The 2,099-nt window shown below is 33.1% G+C and carries 2 protein-coding genes; both read right to left on the reverse strand.

All coding sequences use genetic code 11. The features are described from left to right. Positions 1–315: 315 nt before the first annotated feature. Complete coding sequence (locus tag E2K98_RS30425; protein WP_133340729.1) at positions 316–765, reverse strand: GNAT family N-acetyltransferase; 450 nt, start codon at positions 763–765, stop codon at positions 316–318. 316 nt (positions 766–1,081) lie between these two features. Beyond that, positions 1,082–1,807 (reverse strand): MerR family transcriptional regulator, encoded by a 726-nt coding sequence (locus E2K98_RS30430; protein WP_235824988.1) that lies wholly within the window; start codon positions 1,805–1,807, stop codon positions 1,082–1,084. Between the last annotated feature and the right edge of the window lie 292 nt (positions 1,808–2,099).

Raw genomic sequence — 2,099 nt, forward strand, 5'->3', positions numbered from 1 at the left:
TCTCCTCGGAGATGGACTTTCACCATCTGGGATTCAGTATCATCATCATCAACCAGTCGTTTCACCGAGATGACGTCTCTGTCAGATAATGAAAAGAAGAGTGTCGACTAGATCAACACTCCATGCGACTGCCCGTCGCACAAAAAGAGTCACCGCAGCGACCCTTTATTAAAAATAAGCATCCGTTAGTTTAAGTACATCACTTCACAATCTTGGGTTGGTGTTTCGACCAACACAAAAAAGAACCGATATATATCAGTTAAGCAATTGGTTTTCCTATAGCTTTTTTATACCTGTAGTCTCCGTTAACATTGTTTATTTTGATATCCATTCATATTGAATATCAGGTAAATTTTCTTCATTTTCGTGTCCTCTACCAATGATTTTAAATCCATTCTTTTCATAAAATCGTTGTGCATTTTCATTTACTTCAAATGTATACAATATTAATCTCCCACTTGATTTTGCTTTTACTTTATCTAGTAATGTTTGACCTATACCAATTCCTTGATAATCTATATGAATATAAAGTTGGCTTATTTCCGTTTCATTAGAAGCAATCATTCCAACTACTCTATCGTCAATTAACGCTAAATTTATTTGAAACTGTTCAGGTAATATATTATTTAAAAAATAAACGTGATTTTCAAAGCTATGAATTTCTTTCTGACCAATTGCCTGTTCCTTACTATCTCGCCACATTTTCACTGTTTGTTCAGCGTACTTGGGATTATACTGAGTAATTATGATTTGGTGTTGGTTCACTACAATACCTCCTCAATTTTTGTTTACTGCTTTATTTGTTGTTTTCTTGTTATAAATTCGATGAATACTACCCATTACGTGTATTTAGCTTTTATAAAATTTCTTCCTAGCTTCTCTCCCTATTCAGCACCGTTTATGAAACAAGAAAAGTAGCCTCTATGGCAGCTCCATTCTTCAGCTATTGCACCCGATAGTTTAAGTACACTATTCCACAACCTCATAAATCGTAAAAATTAGAAAAAAATATGTCCGAAGGAATTACAAAGAAAACCGTATGCTACATTTACATACGGCATTCTTTGTGAATTCTAAAAAGTTAAATGTGTGACATTGCTTCTTTAATATACAAATAAAGGTCTTTATATACCCCATAATGCAATGAATTATTTTGATTTTCTGAATGAAAACGTTCTGCAGCTTTAACTATTTCTTGGTCTCCAGCAACAAATTTATTGGTTAATTCCTGCCACTGAATTGCTAATTGTATGACCCTTTGGTTTTCTGGTGGGGTATTTTTTTCTAATTCGCCCCTTATATTAGCTATTAATTGAGACCATTCAATTTCTATTTGTTTTTTTTCCTCATCACTAAATTGTTCAGTTTGTTGTTTCATCAGTTCTAATTGTTCTTTCGAAAAATACTTTTCAACCATATTAGTCACCTCAATTAAGTTAATAAACTGGTTAACACTTACATCCTTTTGTGAATTTAGTAATTTATATATTGCTTCTAATCTGATACACAAATCCTCTTGAAGTTCAATTTGCTTTTTAACACTGTCTAATTGAATTTTAATGATTTGAACACGATCAAAGCTTTGATTTTCGATAAACGCATTTATCTCCACCAGAGAAAATCCTAACTGTTTTAGTGAAATGATTTGTTGTAGTCTTTCAATATCTTTTCCTGTATATATTCTGTGCCCTTTATCCGAAAGCTGTGATGGAGATAATAGTCCAATTTGGTCATAATGGTGTAATGTTCTGACTGTAATCCCTGTAAGTTTAGCTATTTCACCTATTTTCCAGGTTTGTTTTTCCATAATCCTCTCCTTTTTTCGTACGAAATGTTTTTGTCGACAAATTTACTATAATTCATAACGTTACGTCAGATTCAAGCCCTTTTTTCATATGAAAAATATTTAATTTCAATGTTTTTTCAAAGAGGTAACTGTTTTATTAAAGGAGTCGAGTAGAAGGGAGCCTTTCTACCTTCCGGTAGATTGTACTCCTCCCCCTCACAGAACCGTGCTTGCACTATTAATGCACACGGCTCCTCCTAGTTATCGTTTACAGACTGTAGCTAATCTCTTTTCTTAGATTCAGATTTTGCTA

It is taken from the genome of Bacillus salipaludis, assembly GCF_004358205.1.